Origin of the sequence: Vibrio tubiashii (assembly GCF_028551255.1) — a bacterium.
Classification (GTDB): domain Bacteria; phylum Pseudomonadota; class Gammaproteobacteria; order Enterobacterales; family Vibrionaceae; genus Vibrio; species Vibrio tubiashii_B.
On the sequence record NZ_CP117030.1, the window covers coordinates 517969 to 535946 of the forward strand.

Here is a 17978-nt window from a genome sequence, read left to right on the forward strand (position 1 = left end):
CCATGGTTGAATTTTTTAAACAGCATATTCGTCGAGTTCGCTACATTACCAACTTTGTATCGTTCGCGTTAATGGTCATCTCACTTGTTGCGTTGGGGATGAATGGCTTAAACATGGGGCTCGACTTTACTGGCGGTATGGTCACTGAAGTCAAAGTAGACAACAATGTTACCCATGAACAACTTGTTGATGCCCTGCAACCAGAACTAGGTCAGTTCACTAATGTGACTCACTCAGATCAAGATGGTCGATGGGTCATTCGCTATCCAATTCCTGAGCAAGGCGAACAGTCAGCGGACCTAGTTAAAACACTCTCGCCGATCTCCCACCAAGTGGATGTGATCAGCAATAGCATGGTCGGCTCTCAAGTAGGGCAAGACTTAGTCGATCAAGGTGGCTTAGCACTGATGATCTCTATGATGTGTATCTTAGGTTATCTGTGTTTCCGCTTTGAGTGGCGATTGGCAAGCGGCTCTTTGTTAGCATTGGTCCACGATGTGGTGCTTGTGTTGGGTTTTTTCGCTGCAACACAGATGGAGTTTAACCTGACCGTGTTTGCTGCGATACTGGCGATTCTTGGTTACTCGCTTAATGACTCGATAATCATTGCCGACCGAATTCGTGAGTTGTTGATCGCTAAACAGTCATTGCCAACCGAAGAGATTAACGACCAAGCCGTTATGGCGACCTTCTCGCGAACTATGGTGACTTCGGGTACCACGTTGATGACAGTATCGGCATTGTGGATTATGGGCGGCAGCGCGCTGCAAGGTTTCGCTATTGCTATGTTCATCGGTATTCTGTCAGGTACCTGGTCTTCGATCTCCATGGGTACGGTGCTGCCAGAATGGCTAAAACTTGAGCCCAAGCACTACCTTCCTGTCGAGATTGACAACGCGCCATAAAGCGGTGAGTTAAACGAAAGGCCCTGAACGATACGTCTCAGGGCCTTTTTGTTTCTAGCGATATCATCTAGCGTTAAGCTTGTTTTGGCTGCCTTTTAACGACACCTAGAATAATTTATGCACTCACAGAGAGATAAATCGCAGTGGTTAGAATGAATTGGCATGACTTTGCCCAGATTCTTGTGAAGCGGCTATCAGATCTGATCGAAACAAAACTCAGAGAACAAATTTCCCAATGATTATGTATTCACTATTCTGGGAAAATTACATTATTTAATGAGTGCGAGTTTAAACAAGTAATAAAAATCTGGATATTTAATCTGGTAGTGACTAAATATCCTTGTTTTCGCCAGCTTATAGTAAAAGTAGTTCTTGATTCTAGTCACAATTAACAGCAAATAATTCACTTACTATCATGTCACTTTAATTCCAATAACTAAAAACTAACCCAAGATAAAATAACTATCTAGCGTGAAATAGAAGGATAAAAATCGACATGAGTGGCGCAATCATTAAAGTTTCAAGAAACACCGAAAATGCACCTGTTTCTGAGCTGTCTACGCAAAGCGTAGCATTCTCTCACTACAATAATATCTCTGCGCAGTTACCTCTAGACTCTGCTACTGGGCAGATTGTTGTAGGTGATGTAAAAGAGCAAGCGAAACAGTGTTTAAACAATATTAAGGCGATTGTTGAAAGTATTGATCACGTCATGGACGACGTTGTACGTATTAATGTTCACCTAAAGAACATTGCAGACATGGAAGCAGTGGACGAAGTATACGCGGCTTTCTTCCCGAACCTCATTCCAACCCGTACCACTGTGGCTGTGAATGCACTACCACACGGTGATGCTTTGGTTCAAATGGACGCGCTAATTTCAAATGGCGAAGGTACAGCACCTCAAGAGCCTTGTGCGCTTATCAAGCTATCAAGAAACACTGAGCAAGCACCCGTCAGTGCAGTATCTACACAAACCGTTGCATTCTCGCACTACAACAATATCTCAGCTCAGCTGCCAATTGATGCGGAAACAGGCAAGCTAATTGAAGGTGGCGTTCAAGAGCAGACGGCTCAATGTTTGAAGAACATCAAAGCTATCATGGAAAGCATTGATGTCCCATTTGATGACATTGTGAAAGTAAACGTGTATCTGAAAGATCTAGCGGATATGAAAGAGGTCGATACGGCATACACGACTTTCTTCCCAGATTCGTCTATCGCACGCACTGTCGGCTACATGCCAGCGCGTACTTTTGTTTCTGTGGCAGACCTTCCTATGGGTGCGAAAGTTCAGTTAGATGCCGTCGTTTCTCACGGTGATGGTACGCCACCACAAGAAGTGGAAGATAGACACGGTATCGTGATTCGCGCACATAACACAGAAAATGCACCAGTGAGCCCACTTCATTCTCAGACAGTGGCATTTTCTCACTACAACCACATTGCAGCGCAACTGCCAATGAAAGCAGGCACGAGCCAATTGGTTGCTGGTGGAGCAAAAGAGCAGGCTCAACAATGTCTCGATAACATTAAAGCGATTGTTGAAAGCATCAATCACGTGATGGACGATATTGTTAAAGTTAATATTCAACTGCGCGATATGGCTGATCTAGAAGCGGTTAATGAAGTATACAAGACCTACTTTGAACGTGAACTGCCAGCGCGTACTGTTGTCGGTGTCGCTGAAATCGCAATGGATGCACTAGTACAGATTGACGTGGTTGTTTCGAATGGCGAAGGCACACCGCCAAACGCATAATATCAATAAATTTTAAATAATGGGAAGAGGCTGACTAATTTAGTTAGCCTCTTTTTGTTTATAATAACTGGATAACTGGATAACTGGATAACTGGATAACTGGATAACTGGATAATTATCCGAAATATTGGATAGTGTTTGTTTTAGTTATTGTGTTTGTAAAATATAAATGTATTTTCGTTAAAATAAAGCCTGCACATAGGCAGGCTTACTATACATTTAGGTATTATATTAGTGAGGGCGTTTAGGTCCATTGCGAACCAAGTCTTGTCCAGTCTGGAATACTTCCTCTGTTACCCAACGACCTAACACAAGTTGGTGTTTATCATCTAATACTGCAACAAATCGGCGCCCATCACTGTTGTTGGTTGCGAGTACTACGCCAGCTGCATTGCTCAGCCCAAGTACGCCACTCTCTACAGCCACTAGGAAAGCCTCTAGTTCAGTTAAGTCTGCGATAATTCTGTCGTCATTAATCATTGGTCTATCTCGTTACATTTCTTACTTATAGCCAAGCATTTAGTAAAAAGCAGTGGCTCAATTATTGGCGCTACTCTAACGATCATAGTGTGAAAAATCTATAGCTGCACTCCGTTAGCGTTTAGGGATTACCCATTTAATCCACTTTACGACCGTTTACTCCCGATTTCTTCCATTCGTCGCATAGCGCTGCCGACTTTTTCTGACGCGGTTATTCTTTCATCATCAAAACAGGCAAGGGATTATTCAGATGAAAACAGTAACGTTAGCGAGCTTATTCAGTATTGGGTTAGTTGTTGCGACACAAGTCGTCGCGGCACCGAGTGAGGAGCTGATTGCTCAATACAATCTTGCAGCAGAAGGTGATGAAGACAAGGTGGAAGTTGTTCATCAGCAGTTAGAGACTCAAATTGCTACCGATGGCGCTGACCCATTGAGTTTGGTGTATCTAGGAAGCACTCAGACTCTTATGGGGCGAGATGCGTTTATGCCGTGGAACAAAATGAAGTACACAGAGCAAGGACTGGCGACCATCAGTAAAGGTTTGGATCTTCTAAGCAGCCAAGCTACACCGTTAGAACAACAAGAATACCGTCAAGGACTGCCTGAATCGTTACTTGCAAGATCAATCGCGGGTGCAACGTTTACTTCGTTACCGGATATGTTCAATCACTTTGAGCGCGGCTATGACCTGTTTCTCGACTTGTTAGCCGATGAGTCGTTCAAGAAACAGCACTATGATGCCATCTCTTGGGTTTATATCTACGCCATTCAAGCGGCACTTCGAGCAGAGGATAAACCTCAAGCTAAGCAGTGGGTCTCTGAAATGCAAGCAAGAAACCCGAATCACCCTATGACAGTTCAAGCTAAAGCGATTTTAGATTCCGCAGCTTAAGGAGGCGTTATGATTGAGTTTAAGCAGATTAATAAAACCTATCGAATTGGCCAACAGCAGGTACATGCCTTAAATCAGGTCAGTGGTGTGATTAGCAAAGGCGAAATGGTGGCGCTATGTGGGCCATCGGGCTCGGGCAAGAGTACGCTCCTCAACATATTAGGCTTACTGGATATGGACTACCAAGGTTCCATTGAGTTATCTGGTCTTGCTTACCCACGAGAAGCTATTAAGGCGGCTCACATGCGCCGCAACCAACTTGGCTTCGTGTTTCAAAAGTTTAACTTAATCCCTGTTATGACTGCGTGGGAAAATGTCGCTTATCCATTGATGTTAAATGGCTTCTCTTTGCAAGAGCAAAAGCAAAAAGCGTTTGAAATCTTGGATAAAGTTGGCCTTAAAGAGTTTGCCAAGCATCGCCCAGACAACCTTTCGGGAGGGCAACAGCAGCGAGTTGCTATCGCTAGAGCCCTAGTACATAAACCGCAAATGGTGATTGCAGATGAGCCTACCGCAAGCTTAGACAGCCATACTGCCTCGGTAGTCATCGAACTGATGAAAGGGTTAGGGCACGAGTTGGGTACCACTTTTATTGTTGCGACACACGACCCTCGTATGGCACTGCAATGTGACCGAAGCATTGACCTTTTAGACGGTACTATCAACAAGGAGCCAATGAAATGGGCAAGCTAATTCCACCATCATGGCGTATCGCGTTTCTTAACCTTCAGAGAAATAAACGTCGTAGTGTGCTATCTGTACTGATCATAGCGATTGCTATCTTTGCTCTAACTTCAGCAGGTGGCTTTGGACTTTACACTTATGATTCTTTGAAAGAGTCGACGGCAAGAGACACAGGCCATTTGACTATCAGCCAGCCTGACTTCTTCGAAAAAGATGAAGAGATGCCACTGGCAAATGGTCTGTCAGATGGCACTCAAATCACCCAGCAGTTGATTGCCAACGATAAAGTGCGTAGCGTTCAGCCTAGAATCGAGTTTACCGGACTTGTCTCTAACGGGAGTAAATCGACCATCTTTGTCGGCACTGGTGTCAATGAGCGCGAGTTTGATATGAAAGGGCCGTTTTTGGATGTCCGTCAAGGTAAAACGCTGTCGAGCATTCAATCTTCTCGCTACGACCCAAGTGAGCCAGAAGTCATGCTTGGCGTCGATTTAGCGCGCAACCTAAATGTTAGCATTGGTGACTGGGTCACATTGCTCGCAACAACCAGCGATGGCGCGCTAAATGCCTATGACTACAAAGTGCGCGGCATCTATTCAACGGGTGTGCCAGAACTGGATAAGCGCCAGCTCTACATTCATATCAAGTCTGCTCAGGAGCTATTAGGTAGTGACAAGGTCAGCACATTATCCGTGTTCCTATTTGATACTGAGCAAACAATGCCGATGAAGCTTTGGGTTGAGCAGCAGCTGGCAGACATGTCTCTCGCTGAGCCAGTTGAAGTGACGCCATGGCAAGAGCGCGCATTCTTTTATACCAAAGTTAAAGACCTGTATGACCGAATTTTCGGCATTATGGGCGCGGTAATGGCGTTGGTGGTATTTGTCGCACTGTTTAACACTATGACGATGTCGGTCACTGAACGCACACGAGAAATTGGCACCTTGTCGGCACTAGGCACTTACCCGAGAGAGATTGTGTCTGGCTTTGTGCGTGAATCTGCCTTACTGGCTCTGATTGGCTCGTTCATTGGAGGCGTCATCAGCCTGTTAGTTAGTCTATTGCTTATGGTTGTGGATGTGCAAATGCCACCCCCACCGGGCCGAACAGAAGGTTACCCACTCAATATCTACTTTTCACCAGAACTACTCTCTATGACAGCCGTGGGCGTGTTGCTCATATGTGTTGTAGCAGCATGGTTATCTGCATCGAAAGGGGTTAAGAAGCCAATTACGGAGGCGTTGATTTATGTTTAGTTTGATTAAGAAGATAGTTGTAGCGTCAGTGCTTATTGCCAGTACTTCGAGTGTAATGGCGAAAGATGTCGCGACCATGGTTAAGAATGCCGATCAGTACCGCCTTGATACTGATGCCGCCAAAGTGGTGTCACTGGTCAGTCTGTTTGAAAACGGAGAGTTGGATAAAACGCGTGAGTACAATGTTTACACTCGTCCAAATCGAGTGTCTTTAGTGCTGTTTAAATCCCAAGTTGAAGCAGGGCAAAAAATGCTGATGCTAGGAGACAACTACTGGCTAGTGATGCCGAAAAGCCGCCGTCCAATCCGCATTACACCAATGCAGAAGCTATTGGGTGAGGCGTCAGTCGGGGATATCTCAACCCTGACTTGGAGCGAAGATTACCATGCAACGTTTGTAAAACCCGAACAATTGGATGTAAACGGTGATTCGTTACTGGTTAATCACCTACGTTTAAGAGCGACGACCAAAGGGGCAAGTTATTCGAAAATTGAATTGTGGTTAGATGAAAGCAATGATTTCCCAATCAAAGCTGATCTTTATCTGCGCTCGGGTAAGCTCGCGAAACAAGCCTGGTTTACCCAAGGTGAACGTGATGGTTTGCAGCGAGTTGTTGCTATGACGCTACTTGACCAAATCCAGCCTGCGAAAAAGACCGTGATTGAATATCAGCAAATCACGCCAGTGGAACTAGAAGACAAATACTACAACCCTGCCTATTTAACGCGTAATGCGTTGTCGGAGTTATAAATGAAACATTGCCTTGCATTAACTTGCTTATTGGTATTTTCAACGTCTGTTGTAGCGGACGAAGTGAGCTTTGACTGGGATTACACACTCAGTGCTAGCACCGCGCAGCATCGAGATACCGTTTTGCTAGGTAAGTCGAGCGACAGCAGTAGCGAAACGGTAGATGCGCTTATCGACTTACAACTAGAAGGCTATGGATTCACGGGCTTGATAGCGGCAAAAGGCAATCAAATCTACAGCTCAGATTCGTCTGAGTCATATGATGGCGAGTTGATAATCCAAGAGTTGTTTTGGCAAGGTAGTACAGAGTTTTTTAAAGCTCCAATTGATTTAACGTTAGGTAAAGTGCGCCTCGATTGGGGGGTAGGTTACGGCTATCGTCCACTCGATGTATTTAAACCTTACCGAAGAAACCCTGTTGGTATTCAAGTTGAAGAAGGAACCGGCGTCGCGATGGCGTCTTACTTTGACATGTCAGGTGAGTGGAGCCTTGTTTACAGCGACTCTTCATGGACGCAACAAGAAGGTAGCCAGTTAGAAGAGGCCTCTGAGCAGCAAGGTATTGGTCTAAGGCGATATGTTCTGTCGGGAGACAGTGAATGGCAAGGATTGGCTTACTATGATGACATTCGCCAAGGTTTACTCGGCGGTTCATTTGTGACTGTTCTCAATGATGCTTGGTCACTGCATAGCTCTGCACTCTATCAACGTAAATACTTAAGCTATATCCAAGGCGAAAATCATCACCCCGTCACCTTGGCGGAGCAAACCGACGCTGTTCAAGCGCTGGTCGGGCTTAACTGGGCAAATGCAGTCGGCAACAACATCATCTTAGAGTATTGGTATGACAGTCGCAGCTGGAGTCAAAGTGAATGGAATAACGCATTCGAGCGCGTGGCTTTTTTATCGAACGATCAATCACTTAAGCCGTTGGCTTCATCGTATGCACAAGGGTTAAATAATGCGAACTTGGTGCAACACAATGTGATGTTTCATTGGTCTTTAGACTCTTCAAGTTGGAGCCAGTGGTCTTGGTCAAATGAGTTTTTGTGGCTAAACAAACTGACTCCGACGTTTGATCTTCTTTATTCCCCGCAAGATCAGGGAGTGATAGCGACTCAGTGGTTGGATTATCGGGTGTATGACTCAGGCTCTGCGTCATTTTCAGCGGAACTTGCTGCGCGTTTTATGACGGGGGACAGCGAGTCTGTGTATGCAAATTTATCAGACAAGCGTATGATTTTTATTAATCTCAGAGGAAGGTTTTAATGACGGAATCGACAAACTACGCAGCAAATGCATTTAAAAGTTTTGCCTATACCACGATCTTTTGCGCAGTGATTGCTTTTGTCACTCAATCTATTTGGCCAAGTGCCTACCTAGAGCATCTGGCGATAAGTTTAGGCTATGGTTACAGCTCGGTTGTGAGCTCATTGGTGATCAGCCGCCTGTGGCCGCAGCTGTCTAATCAAGTGGTTACCGGGTTGTCGATAGTGGGCGCTATGGTTTTTGGTACGCTGAATGCCTACTGGTGGTTAAATAGTTACGAAAAGTTCTCTGATATCAGCCAACTTAAACCAGTAGCAATTCTTGGTTTTATCTTCTCAGCAACATGCTTTTTCTACTTTTACACGCATGAGCAAAAACTTCTAGCGCAAAAGGAGTTAGAAACAGCTAGGCGTATTCAATCAGAACAAGAGAAAGCGTTAGTCAAAAGCCAACTTCGTCAACTGCAAAGCCAAATTGAACCGCATTTTCTATTTAATACCCTTGCTAACGTCAATGCGTTAATTAGTCATGACCCAAAAGCCGCGCAGCATATGTTAGGGAAACTGACGGATTTGCTAAGAGGAACGCTACAAAACAGCCGTAAAGAGACTTCGACTTTAAAAGCAGAATTAGAGTTGGTTGATGCCTACTTAGCGATCCAGAAAATCCGTCTTGATGAACGCTTAAACTATCAGATCACCAGCTCAATCAATGAAGAGGTATTGTTTGCTCCTTTACTGTTGCAACCTTTGGTTGAAAATGCGATTCAGCATGGTATTGAACCAAAAGTCGATGGGGGCGAAATCTCTATCGAAATCTCGCAAAAAGAACAGTTTATGGTTATCGAAGTCGAGGATTCTGGTGTAGGGTTTGCTAATGCGCCAAACAGCAGTGGTAATGGCATTGGGTTGGAAAACACCAAAGAGAGAATTGCTGCGCTTTATGACAACCAAGCGAGCTTGAAAATCAAGCAATCTGCCTCTGGTGGTGTGTTGGCGGTGATTCAAATTCCGTTCAATCAATTGACCTCGTAATAGGAAGGGTTTAATGACAATCAAGGAAGTTAGCGCCGTCATTGCCGATGATGAGCCATTGTTGAGACATCACCTTAACAAAATGCTGGCTGAGGTTTGGCCACAATTAGAAATTGTAGGACAGGCTAAAAACGGTCAAGAAGCACTGGAAATGATTGAACAATTTGAGCCTGATATTGTATTTCTTGATATCAAAATGCCACAGCTTGATGGCATGTCGGCAGCAAAAGCTCTCACTAAGATGGATTGCCCAACCCAAGTCGTGTTTATTACTGCTTATGATGAGTACGCGCTACAGGCGTTTGAAGCCAACGCAATTGATTACTTGCTAAAGCCATTATCCGAGCAGCGCCTAGAGCAATGTGTTGTGAAGATAAAGCAGCGAATTGAGAGCGTAACTACACCTACTCCGCCAGATATGGCGGCGCTACTTGCACAAATTCAACAGCTTGGTCATCAATCAGCGCCAAGCTATCTAAATTGGGTAAGGGCAAGCAAAGGGGAAGATATTCACCTCATCTCCATTATAGATGTGCTCTATTTCAAGGCGGAAGATAAGTATGTTTCGGTGTTCACCCAAGAAGAAGGTAAAATGGTCGAGTACCTGATTAGAACCTCGTTAAAAGAGTTGCTCCAGCAACTCGACCCAGACAACTTTTGGCAGATCCACCGCTCTACGATAGTTAATGTCTCCGCTGTTGAGAAAGTGAAGAAAGTTATTACCGGTAAAATGGTCGTCGTAATTGGTGATGCTAAGCTCCCAGTTAGCCGGGCAATGCAAAGCCAGTTTACTAAGTGATCCGGTTATAAATTTACTCATGGCCTTGTAGTGCAAATTTATCATCAAGAGTTATGCTTAAAGCTATCAATAATATGCTGGAGCGATGTAAATGGCTGACAATAAACTTTACTATGTTTATGACCCTATGTGTTCATGGTGTTGGGGGTACAAGCCAGTCTGGCAGCAGATTTGCCAGATATTAGAGGGCAAAATTGATATTCAATATGTAGTTGGCGGCTTAGCGCCAGATTCTGATCAACCCATGCCGAAAGAGATGCAACAGCAAATTGCCTCGTACTGGAAAAGAATCGAAGACTTTCTTGGTACCCAGTTTAATTATGATTTCTGGAACAAAAACATCCCAAGACGTTCTACTTACCCTGCCTGTCGCGCAGTGTTAGCTGCTCGTAAGCAAAGTGCTGAAAAGCAGATGCTGACCGCAATTCAAACTGCGTATTACCTTGAGGCGAGAAACCCGAGTGACAGCGATGTGCTTATCGATCTTGCTGACAGCATTGGTTTAGATTTAGAACGATTTGAGTCCGACTTTGGCTCGGTCACCTTGAACGAGGAGTTCATGCGCGAGTTGGATTTTGCTCGCAGCATTGGGGGTAATAGCTTCCCGTCGTTATTCGTTCAAACGGCTGAAGGACTAGTCGAACTTCAAGTGGATTACCAATCAGCGCAAACCACTATTAGCCAGATTGAACAATTGATTTAGGCTTGCGATGCAAAAAACACCGGGTTAATTGAAGTGACCCCATAAAGTTGGACATTTCTGTTAAGCGGCTTGTAAGGCCTGATTTCGATATTCCGTCGGAGTCAGGCCTTTTAGTTTCACCTTGATGCGTTTTGTATTGTAGTACTCGATGTACTCGTCAATACGTGCGATTAAGTCATCGGCATCTTCAAAGTGCTGATTATGGTACATTTCTGTTTTCAGCAAGGCAAAGAAGTTCTCCGCTACTGCGTTATCTAAGCAATTTCCTTTTCGCGACATGCTTTGAGTTAGTCCCCGCTCAGCGAGAGTTTTCTGATATGTCCTATGCCTATATTGCTATCCTTGGTCGCTATGGACTATTGGCTTCGCGTCTTTGGCTAAGGTCGCTACTGCCTCTGTCAGCATGTCAGTGACCAGAGGTAAGCAGGCATTTTTCGCAACCTTATAAGCCACGACTTCCTGCGTAAACAGATCAACGATGGGTGATAGGTACACCTTCTGCTGTTGAACTTTAAACTCAGTAACATCAGTTACCCATTTTTCATCAGGCTTCGTTGCATTGAAGTCGCGTTTAAGTACATTTGGTGCGGTTGTCCCTGCTTCTCCTTTGTGAGAGTTGTACCGTTTAGGTCTGACCGTTGATTTCAAGCCAAGTGACCTCATCAGACGCTGAACTGTCTTATGATTAAGTAGGACGGGCTGTTTTCTTAACTCTAAGTGAATGCGACGATAGCCATATCTCCCTTTATGGTCGTGGTATATTTTTTCAATCAACTTCTTCTCATCTTGATAGCTATCGGCAGCGTTGTTCGACTGCGCATGATAGTAGAAGCTACTTCTTGCTAGCTTAAGCGCATGCAAAAGGTGTTTCTTTAGATATTGGTTTTTAAGAGCTAGAACTACTTTCGTTTTTTCTTGGTTCGACGATGCTTCTCTTGTTCTAGCTCCTCTAACTTTTTTAGGACAGCATTCTCTGCTCGCAAGTACGCTAACTCCTCTCTGAGCTCTTCGAGTGTTTTCTCGTCATCGTGCTTGTTTTTAATAAAAGGGTGATTACTCATTGCGGGTCGTCCTCTGCTACGTTCAAGCCCCAGGAAGCCATCTCTTTCGTACAGTTTGAGCCAAACAGCGAGTGTGCCAGAGGAGGAAAAGTTTAAAACCGCACTAGTGTGACTGATAGACCAACCGTTCGTCCACATATGTTGTAAAGCTTGCAGTTTAGTTTGAGCATTCTTTGCAAAGAAAGGCCTGATAGCCATGAATATCGAATACTTGTGCCCAGTAACGTATTTGACGCGGTGGTATGGAATGAAGGCGAGAGAGCTCCTGACATGAACTCTCGCCTTGAAGGTATTGCTTAGCAATAGAGCATTTCAACGCTCGGCTGTATTTGGACATAAAAAGACCCCCAATAATTGGTGTCCAACTATTGGGGGTCACTTCATAATTGGTGTCCAACTATTGGGGGTCACTTCAGTTCTACCATGTCTTTTTGGATAGCCGCGAGCTCTTCCCATGTTTTTGGTGGCTCAGGCAATAAGTCTTTGTTGTAGATAAGCGAAGGTGTCTCAATGGCGATTGGGTAACCCATAATCTTGCCGTTAACCGTGACCGCATCCCAACTGAAATCGATGAGTTTGTTTTTAAATTCTTGGCTAGGGTTGAGCTCCTTTAGCAGCCCAGCCTCTACATAGCCACCGAATCGGTCATGGGCCCAAATGATTATATCTGGCCCCATTCCTTTCGCGGCAACTTTTTCAAATCGTTCTTCTAAAGACTCAGGGTGCTGAACAATGACTTTGACCCCAGTATCTTGTTCAAACTGTTTACCAATTTCAGCTAAACCTTCATAGCTTTTATCACCGTTGATCCAAATTGTGATTTCACCTTCGGTCATTGCCACAACCGGGTTAGAAGCCAATACGGCCAGAGTACAAATAGAAAGAGGTTTCAGGAACTTGTTCATCACTATCAATCCATGTCATTAACTTTAAGACTAAGCTACCTCTCATCGAGTTAATGAGAAAATAGATTATCGAGAGTTAAGTATAGGAAAAAGCTATATCAAACGGTGAAGGTGTGCTTGTGTTCAAAGAAAACGGCGCATCAGAGAAAATGCGCCGTTGGTTTTATTCTTGATAGTGTGAAGTTTTTACTCCTCTTTTAATAGCAGCAGTGCCGAGCGAGGTGGCATTGAAAGATTCAATAGCCCGTTTGAGGCGTAGGATACCTCGCCACATAGTTGCCCATTGAAAGTGCCTGAGTGTATATCAGCCCGCCAGACTGGTAGTTTGCGATGGACTGTTTTCTCGCTTAAGTTGAATGCGCAGAGCAAGGTATTACCGTCTAGTTTACGTGCAAAAACAAAGCAGTCATCATCGTGACGGACGGGAATATAGTCACCTTTTTGGAGAGCAGGATTGGCTTTTCTAAGAGCAATCAACTGCTTAAACCATTCAAGATACTCGGAGTTATCTACCCGCTCCCAAGGCATTGTACGGCGATTGTCAGGGTCATGGCTCCCCACCATACCGAGTTCTGTACCATAGTAGACGCATGGCGTACCAACGTAACTAAACAGCAGCACACTTGCTAGCTTAAATAGGCGAGTGTCATGTTTAACGAGTTCAAGGAAGCGCGCCGTGTCATGGCTGTCTAGCTGGTTTAACTGGGCTAGTTGGTTGTGCCAAGGCAGTTTAGCTCGCGCTTCGGCTTGCCAGTCGATAAACTCCCCGATATTGATATCGATAGGGTCAAAGGCAATATCGAGTTTGGCTAACAAAGCTCTTACAGGATGGGCAAAGCCGTAGTAGTTCATCGCGCCATCTTCTTGGTCGCCTTGCAACCACTGTGTCGCTTCAAAGAAGTGCTCTCCCAGTACATAGCAATCTGGATTCACTTGCTTGGCTGAATCTCTGAATGCTTTGACATAGTGGGCATTATTCGTCGCGCCTTCGCCCTCACCAAGCATATGGATTACATCAAAGCGCCACGCATCGATTTGATAGGGTGGCTTTAACCAGTGTTTGATGACAGCTTCATCATTGGCGTAGATATAGTCTTTCACCTGCTGGTTTTCAAAGTTCAGCACGGGGAGTGATTGAATTCCCTTCCAGCCGACGTAGTCTTGGCTATCACCATTGAAGAAATAGTAACCCCGATAAGGAGAATCCGGTGATTGATAAGCACCAAGGCTATCTTGTAACCCTTGTAGGTTAAACCACGGATGCTCTGTTGACGTATGGTTAAACACCGCATCGAGCATGATCTTCATCTTTCTATCACGCAGCTGATGACAGAGGCTAGCAAAGTGCTCATTGCTGCCTAAGTGCGGATCAACTTGCAGGTAATCAGAGGTATCGTATTTGTGGTTACTAGGCGCGGTGAAAATTGGGTTTAAGTAGAGCGCAGTAACCCCTAGATTTTGCAAATAGTCGAGCTTACTTTCAACGCCGTATAAGTCTCCACCGTAGAACTCGCAACCCGCGTTTCCGCCTTCGGTATCTACGGGTTCACCCCATTGCTTAGTCACGACCGATTTTGTCCCGCCGGAGACTAAGTATTCACCCTGTTTAACGCTGATTTCAGGTTTGCCATTACAGAAACGGTCAGGGAAGATCTGATAAAAACCTGCTCTTGTACCCAACTCGGTGGTTGCTGCTGTGCATTGTATTTAAAGTGAGTCTCTTTTGGTGAAACTCGCTTTGAGACTCCCTTGCCATAAAGCCAGTACTGCCCGCACTCAGTCAAAAGCTTGAAAGTGTAGTGCGTGACATCTCGATCACTGTTGAGTGGGAAACTCGCTTGCCAGTAAGTTAAGTGTTCTGTAGTTTTACTCAACGTCATCTCAACCAGATATTCTTCATTATCTGGCTCGTGGCGTAGCAAGACTTTGGTGAAGTTGACGGCTTTCTCGGTTGCTAAGGTGACGGTGAGTTTATTGTCTTCGCGTGTTAGCCAGTCAGCAGATTGTCCGTGATAGATAAATCGTAGTGACTTCATCTTAACCTCTCAACTGCTTGAGATGATCTAAACATAGGAAATGGGTTGCCAATGGAGCAAGATCTATTTCGATGCTTGCGCCGTTTTCGTCTACTTTTAGGTGATATGTTTGCTGATTAAGTTTATCAACGAGAGGATATTGCCCACTGCTTAATTGCCATAACTGTACTAGGTTATCTGGGATAATGAGCTCGATCAGCTTTGATTGCTTGTCACTAAAATTAGTGGCGATGACGATGGCTTGCTCATCGTCGGAGCGAGCAAACGCATACAGTTTATCCTGCATATCCGCGAAGTTATCAAAATTGGCGGCGTATAAGTCATGGTACTCACCACATAGGGCTGAATGGTTTAATGTTAGGTTAAGCAGTGTGCTGTAGAAGTTTCTCAGTTCGAGTTCTGCTGGTGATAGCAGACCACCGTCAAAGCGTCCTTCATTCATCCAACGCTGGTGGGCAGGGACACCAATATAGTCAAAGATTGAAGTTCGTGATGGTTGACCAAACCCTGCCATTTCAGTGCCCGCTTCGCCAACTTCCTGACCAAAGTAAATCATGGTTGGTGAGGTGGATAAACATGCCGAGACCAACATAGCGGGCTTACCTTTTTCGCCACTGCCTGCAAACTCAGGGGAAGCCAAGCGCTGCTCGTCGTGGTTATCGAGGAAGTGGAGCATATGGTGCTCTATATCGCGCAGCTCATGCTGTATGCGTCCAATCTCTCTGGTCGAGCCCTTGTCTTGAATCACCTCTTTGAGTGAATCATACAGATCGACTTTGTCGTATAGATAGTCCATCTTGCCCAACTGAATATAGTCGCGATACAAGTCGGGTTGATAGACCTCCGCCATGAGGAACGCATCTGGATTAACGTGTTTAATCGACGAGTTCATAAAGCTCCAAAACTCGACAGGGACCATTTCTGCCATATCGTAACGGAAACCATCGACGCCTTGTTCAAGCCAATACAGGGCGATATCGCGGAACTTAGTCCAAGAGTCAGGTACTTGCTTATCTGACCAAAACTCAAAGTGTTCATTGGCAGATTTAAATCGGTATTCTTCGGGTAGCGTTGCAAAGTCTTTGCTGCCGTCGGGTTTTACCCCATAGCTAACTTTTACCGTTTCATACCAATCATCATGATTAGGTTTAGCAAGGCGCGACCCATTGCCTGTCCACTTTGCAGGAAACTCATGATATGGCTCGTCAAGGTCTGGATGTTTTTCACCACCAAGTGGCGGCTCCTCAAGCAGAGTATCGGGCAACTCAAACGCTTGATTGGGAATATAGTAGAAGTTGTTATCTTTGGCGTAAGCAAGGCTAGTGTCATCATGGGCACCAAAATCGCTGACGCCTTTTGGGTTGTTCAGCCCCTTGTAAACGCGTGCAACATGGTTGGGCACGATGTCGATGATGACCTTCATGCCCGCGTTATGCGTTCTTTCAATCAGCGCTGCAAACTCCTGGTTGCGCTCGCTAGGGTTGTCGGCTAAATCGGGATTGACCGAGTAGTAATCTTTGACTGCGTAAGGTGACCCAGCACGCCCTTTGACCACGCTTGGGTGATCATTGCTAATACCTATCTCACTGTAGTCACCAATAACAGCATGGTGGGGAACGCCCGTATACCAGATATGCGTGATACCGAGCTTTTTAATCTCCAATAATGCCTTATCAGTCAAATCGCTGAATTTCCCGACGCCATTTTGTTCAATCGTTCCCCATGGAATATTGGTTTGATTGGTGTTGCCAAATAGCCGAGTGAAGACTTGATAGATATTGAGTTTTTTCATTGTGTAGGGTAGCCAATTGTTGTTTTGTCTCAGGCTAAAACAAGCGAGGGAGAGTCAACTCATCCCTTTTAAAACTATAGGGGGCGTAGAAAAGGAAAGTGTGATTTTCGTTATAATATTGGTTGGTCTCTTACTTAAAGAGATTATCTATACAAGGGTTAATATTGATAAGCCATATTTTGTGGAAGGCGATATTATCCCTGCCTTTGTTTCAGTTAAATAAGTTAGTAATAGAGGTGAAAAATTGGGAAAAGCTCACAGAAATGGCATAAATGCGAGCTTTGATTCTGTGCAGTAGCTTTAGTTTTTGTCTTATATATCAAAGTGTAATGTTTGGTTAAGTAGTCTTTTCTGGTACGAAAGTTCACTTTGACACTTGGAGGAGGTTTCCTAAGCTTTATTTGAGTAAAACGTCAGAGGAAAGGAGAACACAATGGCGAAATTCCAACAGGACATCCCTAATCGCGTCACCGTATACCATGATGATATTGACCAAGAAAAAGCGTTAAAGAATGCGATGCTTCCTGAAAAACCAAGATACTTTAACGGCTCACCCACCTACGAAGCATCAAGCGTTGATGAATTCAAAACCAAGCTCAGTCAAATTGGCATGTCGCTCGACGTGTAACAACAAGTAGAATCACCAAGGCAGCCCCAATGGCTGCCTTTTCGTTGTTTACAATAAATGCAATTTACCATCACTGTATATCAACCCATTCTCCACATCTTGCCCCAGCAAAACAGGGCCATCTAGGTCGACGATTTCTACACGAGTCGCGATTGGCAATGCCGCTTTCATGGCTAAGGACGTGCCTAACATGCAGCCAACCATGACTCCAAAGCCAAGCGAGCGCGCTTGAGCTTCAAGTGCAAACGCTTCGGTGAGCCCGCCAGTTTTATCTAGCTTGATGTTGACCATTTCATAACAGCCTTTTAGTGAAAAGAGGTCTTGTTTGGTATGGCAGCTCTCGTCAGCGCAAAGCGGTATTGGATGATCAATGCCTTGCAATAACTCATCTTGACCCGCAGGAACAGGTTGCTCAATCATCGCGATATCATAGTGAGCGAGGCTATGGAACAGCGATTCTAACTCCATATCCTGCCAAGCTTCATTGGCATCAAGAATGATTTTGCAATTTGGCGCGGCTTGTCTTACTGCTTCAACTCTGTTTTCTATGTCTGATTCATCAAGTTTGACCTTGAGTAAAGTTGCCCCTTGTTGGGCATATTGGCGCGCTTGCTCTCCCATGGCTTCTGCACTGCCTATCGATACCGTCATTGCCGTTTCTATATCAGGGTTAACGTCGAAGTAAGGTGCGGGAAAGCCGAGTTCATCCATATCGCTTATTAGTGCCCACAATGCGCAGTCCAAGGCATTACGCGCTGCACCCGCAGGGAAGTTTTGCAATTGCAGCTTGGCTTGTACTGGGGTTAAGTGCTTCAGATTCACTTGCCAAGTTTCGATTTGCTCTAGGACAGATTCAACACTTTCGTTATAACGTGGGTAAGGAGTGCATTCACCGACTCCTTGCCAGTTCCCTAAGCGAATAGTCACTCTAACGACGTTACAGTGAGTTCGGGCACCACGAGAAATAACAAACGGAGTGGCAAGCTTAATTGAGTGAGCTTTGGCTTCAATGCGCATC

The 17978-nt window shown here is 44.9% G+C and carries 16 protein-coding genes and 4 pseudogenes; 11 read left to right on the forward strand and 9 right to left on the reverse strand.

Annotated features, from left to right (window positions below):
- Window positions 1-2 precede the first annotated feature (2 nt).
- Window positions 3-905, forward strand: coding sequence for a protein translocase subunit SecF (secF, locus tag LYZ37_RS17675; RefSeq protein ID WP_004746032.1), 903 nt, complete (start codon window positions 3-5; stop codon window positions 903-905).
- A gap of 496 nt (window positions 906-1401) precedes the next feature.
- Window positions 1402-2667, forward strand: coding sequence for a RidA family protein (locus LYZ37_RS17680; RefSeq protein ID WP_272788153.1), 1266 nt, complete (start codon window positions 1402-1404; stop codon window positions 2665-2667).
- A gap of 231 nt (window positions 2668-2898) precedes the next feature.
- Here the strand turns inward: LYZ37_RS17680 and LYZ37_RS17685 are convergent, their stop codons facing one another.
- Window positions 2899-3147 (reverse strand): hypothetical protein, encoded by a 249-nt coding sequence (locus LYZ37_RS17685; RefSeq protein WP_004746029.1) that lies wholly within the window; start codon window positions 3145-3147, stop codon window positions 2899-2901.
- Window positions 3148-3397: 250 nt separating this feature from the next.
- On the opposite strand from LYZ37_RS17685, the gene LYZ37_RS17690 reads away from it, so the two are divergent.
- The 8 genes from LYZ37_RS17690 (at window position 3398) to LYZ37_RS17725 (ending at window position 10538) form a co-directional block, all read left to right on the forward strand.
- Entirely contained in the window at window positions 3398-4042 is a 645-nt protein-coding gene (locus LYZ37_RS17690; protein WP_272788154.1) for a hypothetical protein, read from the forward strand.
- Between the two features lie 9 nt (window positions 4043-4051).
- Window positions 4052-4735: an ABC transporter ATP-binding protein gene (locus LYZ37_RS17695; protein WP_272788155.1), complete on the forward strand. Its 684-nt coding sequence runs from the start codon at window positions 4052-4054 to the stop codon at window positions 4733-4735.
- The gene (locus LYZ37_RS17700; protein ID WP_272788156.1) at window positions 4723-5982 is read left to right on the forward strand and encodes an ABC transporter permease; all 1260 of its coding nucleotides are present in this window, start codon (window positions 4723-4725) and stop codon (window positions 5980-5982) included. Before LYZ37_RS17695 ends, LYZ37_RS17700 begins: the two co-directional genes overlap by 13 nt.
- Entirely contained in the window at window positions 5975-6733 is a 759-nt protein-coding gene (locus LYZ37_RS17705) for an outer membrane lipoprotein-sorting protein (RefSeq protein ID WP_272788157.1), read from the forward strand. The genes LYZ37_RS17700 and LYZ37_RS17705 overlap by 8 nt, the downstream gene beginning before the upstream one ends.
- Entirely contained in the window at window positions 6734-8002 is a 1269-nt protein-coding gene (locus tag LYZ37_RS17710; RefSeq protein ID WP_272788158.1) for a hypothetical protein, read from the forward strand.
- Window positions 8002-9036: a sensor histidine kinase gene (locus LYZ37_RS17715; RefSeq protein ID WP_272788159.1), complete on the forward strand. Its 1035-nt coding sequence runs from the start codon at window positions 8002-8004 to the stop codon at window positions 9034-9036. Before LYZ37_RS17710 ends, LYZ37_RS17715 begins: the two co-directional genes overlap by 1 nt.
- Window positions 9037-9049: 13 nt before the next feature.
- Window positions 9050-9835, forward strand: coding sequence for a LytR/AlgR family response regulator transcription factor (locus LYZ37_RS17720; RefSeq protein WP_272788160.1), 786 nt, complete (start codon window positions 9050-9052; stop codon window positions 9833-9835).
- A 91-nt stretch (window positions 9836-9926) separates the two neighbouring features.
- Window positions 9927-10538, forward strand: a complete 612-nt coding sequence (locus LYZ37_RS17725) for a DsbA family protein (protein ID WP_272788161.1) — start codon at window positions 9927-9929, stop codon at window positions 10536-10538.
- A 60-nt stretch (window positions 10539-10598) separates the two neighbouring features.
- Here LYZ37_RS17725 and LYZ37_RS17730 read toward each other — a convergent pair.
- The 7 genes and pseudogenes from LYZ37_RS17730 to LYZ37_RS17760 all read right to left on the reverse strand — a co-directional run.
- Window positions 10599-10820: pseudogene (locus LYZ37_RS17730) on the reverse strand (transposase); the annotation flags it as partial.
- A 54-nt stretch (window positions 10821-10874) separates the two neighbouring features.
- Window positions 10875-11480: pseudogene (locus tag LYZ37_RS17735) on the reverse strand (IS3 family transposase); the annotation flags it as partial.
- The gene (locus LYZ37_RS17740) at window positions 11438-11797 is read right to left on the reverse strand and encodes a helix-turn-helix domain-containing protein (RefSeq protein ID WP_336314497.1); all 360 of its coding nucleotides are present in this window, start codon (window positions 11795-11797) and stop codon (window positions 11438-11440) included. The gene LYZ37_RS17740 and the pseudogene LYZ37_RS17735, both read right to left, overlap by 43 nt.
- On the reverse strand, window positions 11757-11936 hold the full coding sequence (locus tag LYZ37_RS17745; protein WP_272788163.1) for a transposase: 180 nt from the start codon (window positions 11934-11936) through the stop codon (window positions 11757-11759). Before LYZ37_RS17745 ends, LYZ37_RS17740 begins: the two co-directional genes overlap by 41 nt.
- A gap of 85 nt (window positions 11937-12021) precedes the next feature.
- Window positions 12022-12504: pseudogene (locus LYZ37_RS17750) on the reverse strand (extracellular solute-binding protein); the annotation flags it as partial.
- Window positions 12505-12690: 186 nt separating this feature from the next.
- Window positions 12691-14540, reverse strand: a pseudogene (gene malZ / locus LYZ37_RS17755) (maltodextrin glucosidase).
- Between the two features lies 1 nt (window position 14541).
- Window positions 14542-16332 carry an alpha-amylase family glycosyl hydrolase gene (locus tag LYZ37_RS17760; protein WP_272788164.1) on the reverse strand — a complete coding sequence of 597 codons (1791 nt, stop codon included), beginning with the start codon at window positions 16330-16332 and terminating at the stop codon, window positions 14542-14544.
- A gap of 433 nt (window positions 16333-16765) precedes the next feature.
- Here LYZ37_RS17760 and LYZ37_RS17765 point away from each other — a divergent pair, with 433 nt between their 5' ends.
- On the forward strand, window positions 16766-16960 hold the full coding sequence (locus LYZ37_RS17765) for a hypothetical protein (RefSeq protein WP_004749433.1): 195 nt from the start codon (window positions 16766-16768) through the stop codon (window positions 16958-16960).
- A 48-nt stretch (window positions 16961-17008) separates the two neighbouring features.
- Here LYZ37_RS17765 and dgcA read toward each other — a convergent pair whose 3' ends face one another.
- Window positions 17009-17977: an N-acetyl-D-Glu racemase DgcA gene (dgcA, locus tag LYZ37_RS17770; protein ID WP_272788165.1), complete on the reverse strand. Its 969-nt coding sequence runs from the start codon at window positions 17975-17977 to the stop codon at window positions 17009-17011.
- Window position 17978 lies beyond the last annotated feature (1 nt).